The organism is Corynebacterium ammoniagenes DSM 20306, from assembly GCF_001941425.1.
Lineage (GTDB): Bacteria > Actinomycetota > Actinomycetes > Mycobacteriales > Mycobacteriaceae > Corynebacterium > Corynebacterium ammoniagenes.
In genome coordinates this window covers 1,843,639-1,860,349 of the sequence record NZ_CP009244.1, presented here as the reverse complement: position 1 = coordinate 1,860,349, position 16,711 = coordinate 1,843,639, and the positions used below count along the sequence as shown (strand labels likewise).

The window sequence follows — 16,711 nt, the reverse complement described above, 5'->3', positions numbered from 1 at the left end:
AACGCGCGTACCAGCGAAAACAGTGATTTCTATCGCAATTGCTCGGGTGCTTAGGCGCAAAAAAGATTATAATGGGGGAGAAGCACTGAGTTTTTCCTCACAGCCAAGCCCAAGGCGTAAGCACAATCCCCTTGATGGCAGGCGTGAAGAAGCAGTGGATTTTTAATTGTTTAAAGGGAGCAGAATTCACATGGCAGCAATGAAACCTCGCACGACTGGTGGTCCAATGGAAGCTGTAATCGAATCGCGCAAAATCGTTATGCGCATCCCCTCAGATGGCGGAGGACGAATCGTCGTCGAGCTAACTAAGGAAGAAGCCGCGGAACTCGGTGATCTTCTCACTGAGGTGGCGCAATAGGACACCGCAATATGGCATTGGCGGCGCGATGATCTAATCTAGTTTTATGCTTTCGCACATTATTGATGTTTTGGCGGATCCTGCCGATGGTACCGCGCTGTCCGGCGCGGATGATTTTTCGCGATTGGTATCCGAATCCGGCCACTCCTACGATGTCGCCAAGCAAGGGTATGTCACCCTCGTCTCTGGTGCCGGACTAAAACATAAAGGTGACGATGCCGACATGGTCACCGCCCGCGAAACTTATCTTTCTAAAGGGCACTTTGCCCCCTTTGTGGAAGCAGTAACTGGCGCGGTACAAAATGCGCTAGATAATGCCATTAGCCAAGATGAAGTACCAGAGCCAGCTCTTTTGGAAGTCGGTGCTGGAACGGGTTACTACCTGTCACACACCCTCGACTCCATTGAAGGAGCGCGTGCTGTGGGCCTCGATATTTCTCCGCACGCCGCGCGCCATCTCGCAAAATGCCACTCCCGCGTGGGCGCTGTTATCGCTGACGTCTGGGAAGGCCTTCCGATTCGCGATGAATCGATCAACGCGATCTCCGTGGTCTTTGCCCCACGAAACCCGGCTGAGTTTCAGCGCGTGCTTGCCCCAGGCGGAGAAGTTATCGTGCTGACACCACAAGCAGGACACCTTGATGAACTGCGTGAGCCACTGGGCATTTTAGGCGTGGAAGAAGGCAAGGTGGATCGCATGTACGCCCAAGCCGAAGGCCACTTGGAGCAAGCTGCCGACCCAGTCAACCTCGCGTTCCCAATCCAATTGGACAAGGAATCAATTGCCGCTCAGGTAGCGATGAGCCCCTCGGCACGTCATATTTCCGCAGAAGAACTTGCCGAGCGCATGGCGGCGTTGCCACAAACGATGTCGGTCACCGCTCATGCGCGGTTGGATCGTCTTCGCGCCGTCTAAGACTTTCTGACAAACGAAAGAGCTTCCACAAGAATTAATCCTGTGGAAGCTCTTAGCGTATCCAGCCGCTTCGACTTTTACTAGCCGCTAGTTGTGGTTGATGTACCAATCACGCAGGATTTCGGCATCGCCCCCGGAAGAGGCAGTTACAGAAGAAAATCCGCCGTCGAAGTACACTCGTGAGGCCATCGCGACCTGGCCACCATCGGCGAAGACCTCCACGGTGGAACCATCAACGATAACGGTCAGAGAATCCGAATCCCCCTCAGCCAGTGGTGCGGTAGCTGTGTCCTCATCGCTGCCTTCCGCACCATGGCGGGTGAGCTCGAGGGTAGAGCCGCGGTGACAGATCGTCGCTGCCACATCGCCTGCGGAGTCGAGCAGAGAAAGAGTTACGCTGGAAGACTCCGGCACTTCCAAAAGCCCGGTCCAAGAACTTGCCCGTGAAGCGTTATTGATAGCCTCCGGCAGGCCGCGGGGAGGGGTTTGGAAAATGGTGCCACCTTGCAGCGTGATCACGCGCGGCAAGGAAATAACATTGGCCCACTGTCCTTCAGCCCAAGACTTATGCGTTGTCGGGTCATCTAGACGTCCAATGCCGTTTAATAATCCAAAGAGCACACCTTCGTCATAACGCGTGGACTCATCCTCACTGCCCGGGGTGTAATTAGTAATGCGTGGGCGCGTGAAATCGTGGCCGTAGTCTAGGCGCTGGAAAGGCATCGTGACATTGAAGGTTGTGCCGTTTAAGCGGCCGACAACATAACCGGCGTGCTCCGCGCCATTTCTTTCGATCGTGACCATTAAGACGTCGTAGATTTTCTCATCTACTTCATCGCGCAAGCGGATAATGCGTGGGGAGACCACGACCTGGCCTGGTTGGAGTTCTTCTCCTGGGTTGCCGTCGAACTCCAGGGGGCCGGACAGCGTCCAGGTTGTGGCGTCGGTGCTGCGGAAAATCATTAACTGTGGGGACTTAGCGTCTCCTGCCACCGTCAGCATTAACCAGCCGTCGTGGCCCTCGCCGCGTGCCTCGGGATCAACCCAGTCAGCGACGACGACAGGGGAGCGGAAGCGTCGGTATCCGTCTTGGTCGGAGGCTGCGGTGCCGATACGCGTTACGCGGGTATCTAGTGCCTTGGGATCATCGGAGATTTCACAGACGTCATCAAACAGGTCGTAGCGGGCCACCTCCACGCTGGTGGAGTCGGGCTTAACTGAGGTGAAATACAGGTGGACATCGCCGCCGGCGGCGGTGACTGAGCCTGCACGCAATCCCGTCTCATCACCTTCGGGTGCTAACGGGTCATCGCACTCTAGCCAGTCAAACGGTGCTTCTTCCGAAAACGTGTGTCCCCATCGGGATGGGGACTTCGGGTCTGCGCGGTACTGGAAAAATAGGTGCCACGTGTTGCCGTCGAGTAAGGCACCCGCGGGTGCTTCAACAATTCCGGATTCTGGTGCGAAGTGTAGCTCTGGGCGATGAACAGTCATGCCACCCATTTGTACACAAATTCCGGAGCTGGTGCCTGATGCCTACACCAATGACCGGTAGATATCTACCGTTTGTGCGGCAATCGTGGACCATGAAAACGACTCCACAGCGCGTGCGCGACCAGCCAAGCCATACGCTTTGGACTTGGCAGCATCGAGAGCTAGGGCATTGACAGCTTCGGCGAGGTCGGCTTCAAACGTTGCTTCATCGGCTTCGTCATAGTGCACAAGCGTGCCAGTCTCGCCATCGCGAACAACCTCAGGGAGCCCGCCGACATCGGAGGCCACCACTGCGGTCTCACAGGCCATAGCCTCAAGATTGACTATGCCTAGCGGCTCGTAAATGGAGGGGCAGACAAAGACATCGGCGGCGGTGTAGACCTCTTGCACCTGGTCTTTGGGCAACATCTCTTCCACCCAGAAGATGCCGTCGCGCTCTTCGCGCAGCGCGGCGACCAACTCTTGGGTCTGCTGTGCAATTTCCGGGGTATCGGGAGCGCCCGCACACAAAATAAGCTGAATCGAAGGATCAAAGTGTGACGCGGCTTTGAGAAGGTGTGGGACGCCCTTCTGGCGGGTAATACGACCGACGAAAGCGGCGATGGGGCGGTTGCGGTCTACGCCGAGTGTGTCCAGCAAGCCTTGGTCGCGTGGTTGCCATTGCTCGGTATCGATGCCATTGAGCACCACGTGTACTTTCTCAGCGTCTATGCGGGGGTAGGCATCCAAGATGGATTCCTTCATGCCGGAAGACACCGCGATGACTGCGTCGGCGTATTCCATGGAATTTTTCTCTGACCAGGAAGATACTTCATACCCGCCACCGAGCTGGTCGCGTTTCCAAGGGCGATGCGGCTCCAAAGAGTGTGCCGTAACGACATGGGGGATGTCATATAGCCGCGCGGCGAGATGACCACCCAAACCCGAGTACCAGGTGTGAGAATGCGCGACATCGGTGCTGCTGGCAGCATGAGCCATGCGCAGCCCAGTGGACAAAGTTTGCAAAGCTGCGTTGGCCTCGGCAAGCGCAGGGTCGATGCCATGAGCATAGACTCCTGGTTCATCACGGGGAGCACCCATGCAGTGAACATCGACATCGATAAGCTCTCGCATAAATCGTGTCAGCTCTGCAACGTGTACTCCCGCGCCTCCGTAGACCTCTGGTGGGTACTCTTTAGAAAAGATGCCGGCTTTCATATTTGCCACATTAGCGGCTGGCCTACCTGCCCGCTTGGTAATTGAGCGGGGGTGGATGAGAAAAGTACGTTTCCCTGCGAAAGTGACTGAGAGCTTATACGCTGAGAGTTGTGAGAAGCCAGCCTAATGTCTTAGCAATTGTCCTCGCGGGTGGCGAGGGGAAGCGGTTGTTCCCGCTGACGGAAGACCGCGCCAAGCCTGCCGTTCCCTTTGGCGGCTCCTACCGCTTAATTGATTTTGTATTGTCGAATTTGGTCAATGCGGGATTTTTAAAGATTGCGGTGTTAACGCAATATAAATCGCATTCTCTTGACCGTCATATCTCCCAGGCGTGGAGTTTGTCCGGGCCAACACCGCAATACATCGCATCAGTTCCTGCTCAGCAGCGCCGCGGCAAGCGTTGGTATAACGGCTCTGCTGATGCCATCGTGCAGTCGTTGAACCTCATCAATGATGAAAAGCCAGACTATGTCATTGTCTTCGGCGCGGACCATGTCTACCGCATGGACCCTTATCAGATGGTGCAAGAACACATCGCGACGGGAATGGACTGCTCAGTCGCGGGGATTCGCGTACCGCGCGAAGAAGCGACGGCTTTTGGTTGCATCCAATCTGATGGGACGGGCACGATTACGGAGTTCATCGAAAAGCCTGCGAATCCACCGTCGACTCCCGATGACCCGACGATGACCTATGCGTCCATGGGTAACTATGTGTTTAGCACGCAGGCGCTTATCGATGCGCTGTTGGCCGACGAAGCCGATGACACCTCGGACCATGACATGGGTGGAGATATCATCCCGTATTTCGTGGATAAGGGCCAGGCCCATGTCTATGACTTTATGGCTAATGAAGTTCCGGGGGCTACGGATAGGGACCGTGGATACTGGCGCGATGTGGGAACCATTGATTCTTATTATGAAGCGCACATGGACCTGATTTCGGTTCACCCTATTTTCAATTTGTACAACCGCGACTGGCCCATCCACTCCACGGAAACGCAGAACTTCCCGCCGGCGAAATTTGTACAAAACGGTATCGCGCAATCTTCGATGGTCGCCCCGGGCTGCATTGTCTCCGGCGGCACGGTGCGTAATTCAATTTTGTCCTCGGATGTGCATGTTGCCGATGGTGCAACGGTGGAAGGCTCAGTCCTGCTGCCGGGCGTGCGCGTGGGCAAGGGGGCAGTGGTCCGAAGGGCAATCATTGATAAGAATGCTGTGATTAGCGATGGGGCCATCGTCGGCGTGGACCGTGAACGCGATGAACAACGTTTTAAGATTTCCGACTCTGGGGTAGTTGTGGTCGGGAAAAACGCGGTGGTCTAGCAAGTAGTCTTCGTCTCATCTTCGAGCTCCTCACCGGCCGCCCGGGTGAGGAGCTTTCGCTTTGCCGCATAACTGCTCAAAACATTGCGACCGTAATGGTTTACTCAATTAACATTCAGTAAGTGGACAGGTAAAAATAAGATTAAGAATAGGCCTATTTCCGCAGTTCATAGTTGTCGCCCGGGTTAAATGTCTGGATCATTCTCAGACTATCCTAAGTTTGAGATTTTGCTATCTATTGCTAAGGCTGTGAACCTGTGTAAATCTAATAAGGCACCGCGCGGGTATAAGGCCTCAGGCACTTCAATGGTGTGCCAGCAGGTAACGCTCGATGCCGGTGAATTACAAGTAAATATCACGGTCGCACGTTTCTGCTGATCGGGAGGCCGCAGAAGCTGGGGCCAGCATTACCCGGGAAAGAATAAGGGTGACCTGGGATAACTACATATTCACCGGCTATTGGGCGAAAGCTTAGAGGGGCCGGGGCTCTTTCACGATGAAGGGGGCTAGCTGCATGGGGGGCGCAGCTAGCATCGTGGTGAAGAAGGGCTACGTAAATGGTGAGGGGCGCTCGGTAATCATCGAGCGCCCCTCACCATTTAGTGCTAATGCGTTAAATATGTGAACGTTTAACGCTTGGTGACGAGGATAAGGCCAGAGCCCAGCGGCAAGCGGGTGACATGGGCATCGTCAAGCGAGCGCACGTATTCATCGGCCTCGCGGGCTGCGACCGTTACGCGGTCGGTGCGGGAAGTGTCTGCGATGGTGGCATCGAGAAGCGCATCTGGCAACACCAAAGTTCCGCGTGAGGCAATTAGTGGCCAGGCTGCCTTGACCAGTGCTGGAAGATCCAACGTCGGAACATCGGCGTAGATGACGTGATAAGCGTTGGTGGCCAGACGGCTCATCACATCAAGCGGACGCGACGGGAGGAAACGGACGCGGCTTGGGGAATACCCTGCATCCCGGAAGGTGCTCTTGGCGTGAGACTGGTGCTCAACCTCCGGGTCGATGCAGGTGACGATTCCGCTGTTGGATAGTCCGTCAAATAGGTACAAGCCAACCACTGACGATGCAGGGGTGATGGCGATGGTCTGCACCTTGTCGCCTTCCGCGGACGCAGCCAAAGTGGTCAGTAGCTGCCCCATGGATGGGTCTGGGGTGCGAAGACTGAACTCTTCAGCATGTGCGCGTGCACTAGCTAAAGCGTCTGACTCGTAGCTAGTGGAGTCAATGTAATTTCGAAGGGCATCATAAGCTTGTACAGTCACGCCCTCTAGTTTAGGGAAAATCTGCACGTCGGCGCGTAGAAACACCGCAGGTGATGCTTATCAGGTAATTATCAGGTCAGTAGCTGGTGTTTGCTAGTTGGATATAGCACAATAGTAGCTATGACATCACAGGATCTTTCAGGTACCGCCGCATTTGATGCGGGCGAAGCGACCATGCCGACCTGGGGTGAATTAGTCGAAGAACATGCAGATAATGTTTATCGTCTAGCGTACCGTTTGTCTGGTAATCAGCATGACGCAGAAGATCTCACGCAAGAGACTTTCATGCGAGTCTTTCGTTCTTTAAATAAATACCAAGCCGGAACCTTTGAAGGTTGGCTGCACCGCATTACCACCAACCTGTTTTTGGATATGGTGCGCCACCGCGCCAAGATTCGCATGGAAGCCTTGCCGGAAGACTATGAACGTGTTCCTGGCACGGATATGACTCCTGAGCAGTCATACGATGTTGCGAACTTGGACCCAGCGTTGCAGGCAGCATTGGATGAGCTGTCGCCTGATTTCCGCGTCGCCGTTGTTCTCTGTGATGTAGTGGGCATGACCTATGATGAAATTGCAGAAACGCTTGGCGTGAAAATGGGCACCGTTCGCTCCCGTATTCACCGCGGGCGTTCACAGCTGAAGAGCTCTTTGGAAAAGGCTGCCGCCACTAATGATGAAGCTCGAGTACTGCTGCGCACGAGGTAAGTCAGTATGTCTCAGTTTGCACACATTGCGGAGCTTTCTGCGGAAACCCGGCAGAAGATGCGCGCGCGTGGAAAATCGAAAGCGCGACGGGCTGATACCACCGGGCACCTAGGCCCGGAGGCAGTGGTGGCTTTTGTTGATGATGAGATGGACTCGAAAGCCAAACACCGCGCTCGCGTTCACTTAGTGCATTGTCACGAATGCCGCGAGGAGATCTATATCCAACGCGGGACCTCCGAGTGGGTTCGTCATTGCAATACCGAATCTCAGGTGCGGGCTCCGCGGGATCTCCTGCGTAAATTGGCCAGCATTGGCAACCAAGAGTCATGTCAGGCTCATACGCCGGAGGACGAACATCAACCTGCAACGAGGCAGGACTTTTTTGACAAGCTAGAAATGGTTGTCAGGGCTATCAAGCACAACCAACGAGGAAACGAGTAAGCTAAATCCGTGTTTTCGTCAATTGGCTGGGTTGAGATATTTTTCATCGGGTTGCTGGCGCTCATTATCATCGGTCCTGAGCGCCTGCCCAATGTAATTCAAGATGTGCGGGCAGCAATCTTTGCTGCGCGAAAGGCGATCAATAACGCTAAGAAGGAACTAAACGGCGATTTCGAGGGGCTCGGCCAAGAGTTCGACGCCATCCGCGAGCCTTTGTCCCAAGCAGCAGAGTGGGGCCGTCTAGGTCCACGCGCCGCAATAACGAAAGCACTTTTTGATGGTGATGATTCCGCGTGGGATGACTTCAACCCGAAAAAGCTTTTAGAAGAGCCCACCCCGCAGCCACCGAGCAACACCGCGCAGCCACCCATCGCGCCGCAGCCGAACCAGCAGCCCCCGCATGCTCATACTCCGCAGCACCATGCTCCGCAGAATCACGCTGGGCCTGCTCAGCTACCGCATGTGCAGCCTCCGCAGGCACCGCAACAGTACGGTCAGCAGCAGGGCTATCCACAGCAGGCACAAAATAATCCGCCGCAGAACCCGAATAACAATAGTCAGGGATATGCTGGCGGCGGATTTTCGTGGGCGGATATTACATAGCCCAAATATTTAGTGCTGGGTCACTCCCAGTCCTAATGGCTTTCCAGCGAGGGAAGTCCGACGCTTGGAAATCTTGTGAGCGACGTCCGTAATAGCCTTGGACGCCGGGGACTCAGGGTTCGCAAGAACCGTGGGGGTGCCGGCATCGCTATCGACACGCAGTGCTGGCTCCAATGGGACCTGTCCTAATTGCTCGACCTCGTAGCCCAGCAACGTGGTCAGGCGATCTGCCACAACCTGGCCGCCACCGGAGCCAAAGACGTCCACGGTAGAGCCATCAGGCATGACCATCGCAGACATATTTTCAATAACACCAGCCACGCGCTGGCTGGTCTGCTGGGAGATCGAGCCCGCGCGCTCTGCAACCTCGGCTGCCGCTGCCTGTGGGGTGGTGACAACCAATAGCTCAGCATTAGGGATCAGCTGCGCAACAGACAGGGCAACATCGCCGGTTCCCGGAGGCAGATCCAAAAGCAAGAAGTCCAAATCGCCCCAGAACACGTCCGTTAAGAACTGCTGGAGTGCGCGGTGCAGCATTGGTCCACGCCAGACAATAGGCGCGTTGCCCTGGACGAACTGACCGATGGAAATGTGCTTGATGCCGTGCGCGATAGGTGGCAGCAGCATTTCATCATCTAACACGGTTGGGCCGGCGGTGCTGCCGAGCTGACCGGGTACGGAGTGGCCGTAAATATCAGCATCGACCACGCCTACCTTAAAGCCTTGTGCTTGCAGCGCTGCGGCTAAGTTCACGGTCATGGAGGACTTGCCCACGCCGCCCTTGCCGGAGGCAACAGCGAAGACGCGGGTGGTGGAATCCGGCTTGGAGAATGGAATCTCCGGATCCTGCGCGCTGCCGCGCAGCTGCTTTTTGAGTTCTAAACGCTGCTCATCGGTCATGGAGCCAAGAGTGACGTTAACGTTTCCTACGCCTTCGATATCTTCGATGGCGGCGCGGACGTTGGTATTAATGGTGTCTTTCATTGGACAGCCAGCAATCGTCAACAAAATCTCAACGGAAACGTCTTGGCCATCTACTTCGACGGTGTTGACCATGTTGAGTTCTGTAATTGGCTTGCCAATTTCAGGATCCTCTACGCGGGAGAGCGCGCTGCGGACAGCGGATTCGGTTAATGCGGTAGTCATAGCAAATCCCAGTCTAGTCCCGTCGCGCACAATGTCGAAAGGCCGTGGCTGCTAGGCTGCTACGAGTGAAGAAGTTTGGTGGCGTGTGTTTGATTTTATCGACGGCAGTACTTTCTGCCTGCAGTTTTGCGGAAGTTTCCCCGGAGACTAAAGGCCTGCAAACTGAGCCTGTGCAGATCGAAGTAGAATCAAATAACCCTGAAGAGCGTGTGCTGGCGGAAATCTACCGCGGCTCGTTGGAATTGCAAAAGCGCGATGCGGAGATTGTGCCGACGGGCGAGGGGAACTTTCGCATTGGCTGTACCGGCCAGATCCTGTGGGAAAATGATCCGCAGCGCGCCCAAGAGCTCGAGGAAGCATTCGAAGCTGAGGAAGACTTCGACGGCCGCGATAACAATGCGGTGACCCATGAAGAAATGATGGGGTCTTTGCCCACCGACTGGACGACTAATGACCCATCTGGCGCAACCTGGTGCGAGGATTTCGATGAGGTCGATATTCCGCTCAATATCGTTCCTATCTATAAGAAGACTTTGCTCGACCGCAATGATCGTTATGAGGTCAATAGCGTGACGAAGTACATCACCAATACTGATTTGCAAGAGCTTGTCGATGCATCCCAGGACGCCCCTGTTGACGAAGTAGTTGAACAGTGGCTGCTGACCTCTGTTGCCGGTGGCGGCAATCTTGATACCGGCGATGCCGTGTCCGATGATGCTGATTCCGATTCAAATAAAGAATCCAACTAGTTAGCCAGCTAGTAACTTAAGCCCACACTCTGTGGGGCCCACTGCAGTGCCCTTATCCATGGACAAACCCTGCCCAGTCATGCATGCTAAAAGCACAACTGGGAGTTCGGGGGAACTATATGCACTGTTATGGCACTACACCTGTGTCTTGCTCTTTGTCCATCATCAGACCTAACAACATTCATGCCGTCTTTGTAGGCGGTGAGTTGCTATGAAGCCAGGCAAAAAGCTGTTTGTCGCCAGTCTTCTTGTAGCCGCCGCAGCCGTTCAATCTGCTTGCTCTGCCAATATCGGCGCCACGGAAACTGCGGATGCGTCCACACCGGTGGAAACCGCATCACCACAGCCACCTTCAGACAAATCAACCGACGACGCCGATACCACTGCCGAAGACAGCTCACGCGAGGCAGAATCTGTCTTTCCACCACTAGGGAGCTTTGACCGTCGCGATCCCGACTTTATCCAATACAAGCCCTGCCTTGAGATGCCTGACGACTTCCTCGAAGAAGCTGGTCTTTACGACAAAGAGATGTTGGAGGGCTTAGGTGAAGTTGATGGAGTGTGTAGCTTTACTGCACCAAATGAATATGGCGATGCAGTGTTCAAACTTCAAGGAAGTCGCCACAGCTTTATTGACTACAACGGTATTTCCGGCGAAATTAGTTGGACGGAGACAGCCCAAGGCGCCCCAATACTGCTGCACCGCTCCGAGTATCTCCCTGATACCGAATGCCAAGCGGCGATTGAAACGCACCGTGGAACCTTGGCTATAGCTTTCCAGTCTTTTAAAGGTATGGATCAGGAATTAGCACTCGATCCATGCGAAATGGCGCAGAATAAGCTTCTAACCGTATTAGACCTGGATGGAAAAAATGAGGATTAATATTGACTCCCTTAACGGGGCTCTGAGTCAACTGACCTTTGCTCAAAGAGAAATCGAAACCACGGGTGTAAGCGTAACTAGTAACTTAGGTTTACAGTTTTCGGCGATTGCAGGGTTAAATGAGGCGGGAGCAATTCACGGAAGAGCTATCAAACAAGATCCGGCGTCAGCCCAGGAGATGCTCCGGACTTACTCAAATCAAGTGGGCTGGGCGAGTGAGCTGCTGGCTGCTGAGATTGATGCTCTGTCAGCGCAAGAAGATTCAAATTCAAGAGGGCTTGACCTCGCGGATACCGGCGGTGCAGTCGGCTCGATAGGTGCGGGTTTGCCAGCGCAACCGAGTAACCAAAGTGTGCCTCTTACGTTCGTGCCACCAGTGGTGTTTCCAGGTGCCTCGTTGCTCCAATTGGCCAACAATTTTAATGCCACAAAGTTCGGCGAGCTTGCTCAAGCTGCGGTGGACTGGAATACGATGGCCTCAAATATTCGGCAAGTGGTGGACCAATTAAACAATGCCGCTTCTACGATCGACAGTGAAAATGATAGTGAATTCACGCGTAGTGCGGCTAACAAGATTCGGGAGTTGGCTACGACCGGTGAACAATTTGCGGCAAATGCTTCGGTGATGAATCAGCGAGCCTTTAATTTGGTCTCACAAGCGCCATTTGGGTACGTGGAAATTCCAGCTGATCTGCAAGCCGTGAAAGCAATCCCAGATCCCATTGCACAAAAGGCAATGGAAGCGGCAATGTTGGCTAAGTGGCAAGCGAAGTTGCAGGAGATGGTCACTAGTTCGTTGCCCAACCAGCAAAGTTTGGCTGAAGCTCCGGCTGCTTCCGGCGGGGGAGACAACATCGACGTTGGCTTGGGAGCTATTGCGGGAACTGGAATGCGCTACAACACCGATGAGGTTGTGTGGCCGCAGGAGATTCAACAGGCGCTAGCAGGTGGTGAAATTGGTCCCGGTTCTTTTGGCGTTGCTGATGGTGAACTGGTCGCATTAGAAAACATCGACCAAGGCTTGGTGGAACAAGTTCGTCACGCAGTCAGTGAACGCAATGAGGCGCTTTATGGAGGAGGGAAGCTCCAGAACTTCATAGATGGCGGCATGACACCGTTGATGGATGCAACCACCCAGACCGCCGGATTTAATAGCCCTGGGCTGGGGACCTTGAATGCGGGGAATAGTCCATCGCTGGGGCATGGTGGGCTTGCCACTGCAGCACCGAATAATAGTGGCTTCGGAACTGCTGTGGGGACCTCTGGCGGGGTGGGTAGCTTGGGAACTTTCGGTGGTGCTGCTGGTCTAGGTAGTGCGGCTGCAGGTTTGCCTGCAGCGGGACTACGAGGTGCAGGCATTGGCGCTGGCGCAGGGCTAGGTGGTCTACGAGGCGCTAGTGGTATCTCGGGAGGTCGGGGAGTCAGTGTTGCTGGTGGAGAAGCAGGATCACGGCTCTTAAACACAGGCGGTGATAGCGGTGGTCGTGCGGGCGCAGCGGCAGGTACTGGTTCGGGAACGCATGCTGCTGGTGCAGGAGCGAACGGTACAGCTTCACAAAGCCAGCATGGACGCGGACCTGGTGCGATGATGGCGCCTGGTGCGGCTGGTCGAAACCAGGAAAAGAAGAAGAAATCCACCATGATTAAGGCGGTTATGTCGCGCGTGGAGGCGGACAAGAACCGACGGGATCTAGTGGGCGATCCGCCGGCAGCGTTGCCAGGCCCCATCGGCGATTGGGCCCGGCAGTAGATGTAGCGAGATACAAAAAGTGGCTCACTCCAGGATATGGAGTGAGCCACTTAATTGCTCTTAAAGGCTGGGACTAGATGTCGAAGGCCTCGTCGAGTAGGTTCTTCTGCTCAAGCTGGTGAACCTTTGCAATACCGGTTGCAGTCGAGGACTGCGAGCGGCGGGATACGCGAACCATTTCTGGCATATCTGGAATCAGATCGCGCAGGTGCTCGTTGTAGAACGGCCATGGACCCTGGTTAGCTGGCTCATCCTGAACGAAGCGGACCTGGGTGGCATTCGGGTAGGACTCGAATGCATCACGCAGACGGTTGAACGGAATTGGGTGCAGCATCTCGATACGAACAATGGCGATGTCGTCGCGGCCATCGGCAGCGCGCTTCTTTTCCAAGTCGTAGTAGATCTTGCCGGAGACTAGCATGATGGTCTTGACCTTCTCTGCATCGCCGATGACATTACCGTCACGGTCCACCAAGTTTGGATCGTTGATGACGGAGGTAAAGGAGTTAACGTCGGTGAACTCTTCGATGGAGGAGTAAGCAGCCTTGTTACGCAGCATCGACTTTGGAGAGAAGACAACCAGTGGACGCTTCATCTCACCCAGAGCCTGACGGCGCAGCAAGTGGAAGTGGTTAGCTGGGGTCGTTGGCTGTGCAACAGTCATGGACCCCTCAGCACACAGCTGCAGGAAGCGCTCGATACGAGCGGAAGAGTGGTCAGGACCCTGGCCTTCGTAACCGTGTGGCAGAAGAAGGATCAGAGAAGAGGTCTGGCCCCACTTTGCTTCACCGGAGGATACGTACTCATCGATGATGGTCTGAGCACCGTTAGCGAAGTCACCGAACTGTGCTTCCCAAACTACGACTGCGTCCTGGTTACCCAGGGAGTAGCCGTATTCGAAGCCCATGCCAGCAAACTCGGTCAGCGCGGAGTTATAAGGCAGGAACTTACCGCCGTTGCCGCGCTCGGTAGCGAGCTGGTTGAGTGGGTTGAATTCTTCACCGCTGTTTGGATCGAAAGCAATTGCGTGACGCTGGGTGAAGGTACCACGACGGGAATCCTCACCGGCGAGACGAACAAGCTTGCCTTCATTAGCCAAAGAACCGAAAGCGATGAGCTCGCCCCAGCCCCAGTCAATGCCACCTTCGATGGAAGCCTTGGCACGCTCTTGGGCAACCTTGCCCACGCGCTTGTGGTATTCGAATCCTTCTGGGGTATCCAGGTAGGACTGGCCGAGGGCACGCATCTCATCGGCAGTAATCGAGGTATCAAGTCCACGGGTCAGAGCCTGAGAAGTGGTAATGCCTTCCTGCTCCTGTGGGCCCTTCTTCTCTGCTTCCTTAACTTCTGCGAAGACGGATTCCATCTGGTCGTGGAAGTCTCGTGCAGCAGCTTCTGCGTCCTCAGAGGACAGGTCGCCACGGCCGATGAGGTCTTCGGTGTAGGACTCGCGAACACCGCGGTGATCGTTGATCTTGTCGTAGAGAACTGGCTGGGTCATGGAAGGATCGTCAGCCTCATTGTGACCGCGCAGGCGGTAGCACAGCAGGTCAATGAAGACGTCCTTGCCGAAGCGACGACGGTACTCGGTCGCCAACTGGCCTACCCAAACAACTGCTTCTGGGTCATCACCGTTGACGTGGAAGACCGGGCAATCAAAGCCCTTAGCCAAGTCGGTGGAGTAGTAGGTCGAGCGGGAAGAATCAGGAGTGGTGGTGAAACCAATCTGGTTGTTGACCACAATGTGTACGGTACCGCCGGTGGTGTAGCCACGCAGCTGGGACAAGTTGATGGTCTCCTGGATAACGCCTAGACCAGCGAAAGAAGCATCGCCGTGCAGCATCAAAGGAACAACGGAGTAGCCGTCGTGGCCCTTGTCCAGGATGTCCTGCTTTGCGCGAGCCATACCAACCAAGACCGGGTCTACTGCTTCCAGGTGGGATGGGTTAGCGGTCAAGGTGACCTTGATTTCGCCGTCGCCGAACATCTGCAAGTGCTCGCCGGAGGCACCCAAGTGGTACTTCACGTCACCGGAGCCACCAGCCTGGCCACCCTTGAAGTTACCGTCGAACTCAGCAAACAGCTGTGCCAGTGGCTTGCCAACGATGTTGAACAAGACATTCAGACGGCCACGGTGAGGCATACCGATGACAACTTCATCGAGGCCCTGACCCGCAGCGGTGTCAATGACGGAGTCCATCAAAGGAATCAGTGCTTCAGCGCCCTCAAGGGAGAAGCGCTTTTGGCCGACGTACTTGGTCTGCAGGAAGTTTTCGAAAGCTTCTGCAGCGTTGACCTTCTGCAGGATGTACTTCTGCTCAGCGTTGGTCGGCTTAGGCATGCCAGCTTCGAGGCGGTCACGCAGCCACTCGCGCTCATCGCGATCGAGGATATGCGCGTATTCGGTACCAACCTTGAGGGTGTAGGCAGAGCGCAGGCGAGAGAGTACCTCACGCAGCTGCATGGACTCCTTGCCACCAAATCCACCAACGTTGAAGGTGCGGTCCAGATCCCAGATGGTCAGGCCATGGGTTTCCATATCCAGGTCGCGGTGATCTGGAATAGGAAGTCCCGGTTGTGCCCAGCCCAGTGGGTTGACATCGGCAATCAAGTGACCGCGGGAGCGGTAGGACTCGATGAGGGACATGACACGGGTGTTCTTGTCGATGCCCTTGTTTGGAACATCCTGTGCCCAGCGGAAAGGCTGGTAAGGAATACCCATTTCCTGGAAGATTTCATCCCAGAACTTGTGATCAACAATGAGCTGGGAAATGGTACGCAGGAACTCACCGGACTCTGCACCCTGGATGACGCGGTGGTCATAGGTGGAGGTCAAGGTAACCAGACGGCCGACGCCGAGGTCTGCCAAGCGGTCGGTGGAAGCGCCAGCGAACTCCGCTGGGTAATCCATGGAACCAACACCAATGATGGAGCCGGAACCCTTAGTCAAACGAGCAATGGAGTGACGGGTACCAATACCACCTGGGTTGGTCAAGTTAATGGAAACGCCAGAGAAGTCATCCATCGTCAACTTGTTCTTGCGGGAACGGGTGACAATGTCTTCGTAGGAATCAACGAACTCAGTAAAGGACTTGTTTTCACAGTCTTTAATAGCTGCAACGACAAGCGCGCGGGACCCATCCTTTTGCGGCAAGTCAATTGCAAGACCTAAGTTGATGTGTTCTGGTTGGACGGCGGTTGGCTTGCCGTCCTGAACTTCGTAACGGATGTTCATATCTGGATGGATCTGAACAGCCTTAACAATGGCCCAGCCAAGAATGTGGGTAAAGGAGATCTTGCCACCGCGGGTGCGCTTGAGGTGGTCGTTGATCATCGCGCGGTTTTCCCACATCAACTTCACCGGCATATCGCGCACGGTGGTTGCGGTTGGGATCTCTAGCGACTGGTCCATGTTCTTCGCAATAGCGCGGAACATGCCCTTAAGAGGCTTTTCAGAAAATTCTGGGTAAGGCTCAATACGGTCTAGAGGAGATTCAGGGCTCTTCTTAGGAGCCGGACCAACTGGGCTTGGAGCCTTTTGAATGGTCTTAGCTTCTTCAGCGCTAGCATCGACTACGGTCTTGCGTGCTGCTTGCTTAGTTGCAGTAGGCTCGCCTTCCGTAGCTTTCGCCTTCGACTGCTGTGGGGCGTCCTTTTTAGCGCTGGCCTTTGGTGCGGACTGTGCCGCTTCAGCCTGCTTCTTTGGGGCACCGTTCTTCTCAAAGAACTCTCGCCACTCCTTGTCTACGGAGTTGGGATCCTTGGAATACTGCTGGAACTGTTCGTCAATCAGCCACGCATTGGGGCCATAGATGCTCGAGTTGCTCACGGCAGGTGCTCGCCTCATTTCCTTGAGTTTAAGTATGG

The 16,711-nt window shown here is 55.0% G+C and carries 14 protein-coding genes; 9 read left to right on the top strand and 5 right to left on the bottom strand.

The features are described 5' to 3' along the window. The first annotated feature begins 190 nt into the window (after positions 1-190). Both CAMM_RS08450 and CAMM_RS08445 read left to right on the top strand, forming a co-directional pair. A complete protein-coding gene (locus CAMM_RS08450) occupies positions 191-358 on the top strand; it encodes a DUF3117 domain-containing protein (RefSeq protein WP_075761542.1) in 168 nt (55 codons plus the stop codon). A gap of 46 nt (positions 359-404) precedes the next feature. Continuing rightward, positions 405-1,274 carry a methyltransferase domain-containing protein gene (locus CAMM_RS08445; protein ID WP_003848549.1) on the top strand — a complete coding sequence of 290 codons (870 nt, stop codon included), beginning with the start codon at positions 405-407 and terminating at the stop codon, positions 1,272-1,274. Positions 1,275-1,361: 87 nt separating this feature from the next. On the opposite strand, the gene CAMM_RS08440 is transcribed toward CAMM_RS08445, so the two are convergent. Further along, a complete protein-coding gene (locus CAMM_RS08440; RefSeq protein WP_040356131.1) occupies positions 1,362-2,768 on the bottom strand; it encodes a GH32 C-terminal domain-containing protein in 1,407 nt (468 codons plus the stop codon). Between the two features lie 42 nt (positions 2,769-2,810). Then, positions 2,811-3,965 carry a glycogen synthase gene (gene glgA, locus CAMM_RS08435; RefSeq protein WP_003848555.1) on the bottom strand — a complete coding sequence of 385 codons (1,155 nt, stop codon included), beginning with the start codon at positions 3,963-3,965 and terminating at the stop codon, positions 2,811-2,813. A gap of 110 nt (positions 3,966-4,075) precedes the next feature. Here glgA and glgC point away from each other — a divergent pair, with 110 nt between their 5' ends. Continuing rightward, entirely contained in the window at positions 4,076-5,293 is a 1,218-nt protein-coding gene (gene glgC / locus CAMM_RS08430; RefSeq protein WP_003848557.1) for a glucose-1-phosphate adenylyltransferase, read from the top strand. 629 nt (positions 5,294-5,922) lie between these two features. Here glgC and CAMM_RS08425 read toward each other — a convergent pair. Then, entirely contained in the window at positions 5,923-6,564 is a 642-nt protein-coding gene (locus CAMM_RS08425) for an O-methyltransferase (protein WP_040356134.1), read from the bottom strand. Between the two features lie 120 nt (positions 6,565-6,684). Between CAMM_RS08425 and sigE the strand changes: the two genes are divergently transcribed. Genes sigE through CAMM_RS08410 form a run of 3 tightly spaced genes read left to right on the top strand, consistent with a single transcriptional unit; the run spans position 6,685 to position 8,316 of the window. Further along, the gene (sigE, locus tag CAMM_RS08420) at positions 6,685-7,272 is read left to right on the top strand and encodes an RNA polymerase sigma factor SigE (protein ID WP_003848560.1); all 588 of its coding nucleotides are present in this window, start codon (positions 6,685-6,687) and stop codon (positions 7,270-7,272) included. A 6-nt stretch (positions 7,273-7,278) separates the two neighbouring features. Continuing rightward, complete coding sequence (locus CAMM_RS08415; protein ID WP_003848561.1) at positions 7,279-7,713, top strand: anti-sigma factor; 435 nt, start codon at positions 7,279-7,281, stop codon at positions 7,711-7,713. 9 nt (positions 7,714-7,722) lie between these two features. Then, positions 7,723-8,316 carry a twin-arginine translocase TatA/TatE family subunit gene (locus tag CAMM_RS08410; RefSeq protein WP_003848562.1) on the top strand — a complete coding sequence of 198 codons (594 nt, stop codon included), beginning with the start codon at positions 7,723-7,725 and terminating at the stop codon, positions 8,314-8,316. Positions 8,317-8,325: 9 nt separating this feature from the next. On the opposite strand, the gene CAMM_RS08405 is transcribed toward CAMM_RS08410, so the two are convergent. Further along, positions 8,326-9,462: an Mrp/NBP35 family ATP-binding protein gene (locus tag CAMM_RS08405; RefSeq protein ID WP_003848563.1), complete on the bottom strand. Its 1,137-nt coding sequence runs from the start codon at positions 9,460-9,462 to the stop codon at positions 8,326-8,328. A 65-nt stretch (positions 9,463-9,527) separates the two neighbouring features. Between CAMM_RS08405 and CAMM_RS08400 the strand changes: the two genes are divergently transcribed. The 3 genes from CAMM_RS08400 (at position 9,528) to CAMM_RS08390 (ending at position 12,844) form a co-directional block, all read left to right on the top strand. After that, positions 9,528-10,211 (top strand): hypothetical protein, encoded by a 684-nt coding sequence (locus tag CAMM_RS08400; protein ID WP_147581068.1) that lies wholly within the window; start codon positions 9,528-9,530, stop codon positions 10,209-10,211. 211 nt (positions 10,212-10,422) lie between these two features. Further along, entirely contained in the window at positions 10,423-11,094 is a 672-nt protein-coding gene (locus tag CAMM_RS08395) for a DUF3558 family protein (protein WP_003848565.1), read from the top strand. Between the two features lie 406 nt (positions 11,095-11,500). Continuing rightward, a complete protein-coding gene (locus CAMM_RS08390; RefSeq protein WP_236163767.1) occupies positions 11,501-12,844 on the top strand; it encodes a hypothetical protein in 1,344 nt (447 codons plus the stop codon). Positions 12,845-12,917: 73 nt separating this feature from the next. Here the strand turns inward: CAMM_RS08390 and CAMM_RS08385 are convergent, their stop codons facing one another. Further along, positions 12,918-16,691 carry a multifunctional oxoglutarate decarboxylase/oxoglutarate dehydrogenase thiamine pyrophosphate-binding subunit/dihydrolipoyllysine-residue succinyltransferase subunit gene (locus CAMM_RS08385; protein WP_003848567.1) on the bottom strand — a complete coding sequence of 1,258 codons (3,774 nt, stop codon included), beginning with the start codon at positions 16,689-16,691 and terminating at the stop codon, positions 12,918-12,920. Between the last annotated feature and the right edge of the window lie 20 nt (positions 16,692-16,711).